Source organism: Kineococcus sp. AC630 (assembly GCF_979255925.1).
In genome coordinates, this window is the sequence record NZ_CEEDMJ010000070.1 from 1 (window position 1) to 281 (window position 281).

Annotated in this window: 1 pseudogene; it reads right to left on the reverse strand. The window is 61.9% G+C overall.

The annotated features are described in order from the left end of the window. Window positions 1-281: pseudogene (locus AC0I8G_RS25890) on the reverse strand (acyl-CoA dehydrogenase family protein); the annotation flags it as partial.

Consider the following 281-nt stretch of genomic DNA (forward strand, 5'->3'; position numbering starts at 1 on the left):
GTGCAAACGCCAGCGAATCGGGTCGTGCGTGGTGTGCACACGTGCATTGCGCCAGAAGCGGTCGAGGTTCCATTTGCTCAGCGATGAACTGGCCCCGAGCAAGGAAAAGATGTCGCTGGAAATACGCAACGAAGCGCTGTCCGAATGCGCCCGTGCGGTGGCCACCGACAGAATCAGTTCGTCTTGCAGTTCCTTGTTCTCCGGGTCCTGCTCGTGCAGGTCGAACACCCGCGCGGCGTCGCGCAGTAGCGACTCGGCTGCCCGCAGCGCCACGGCAAATT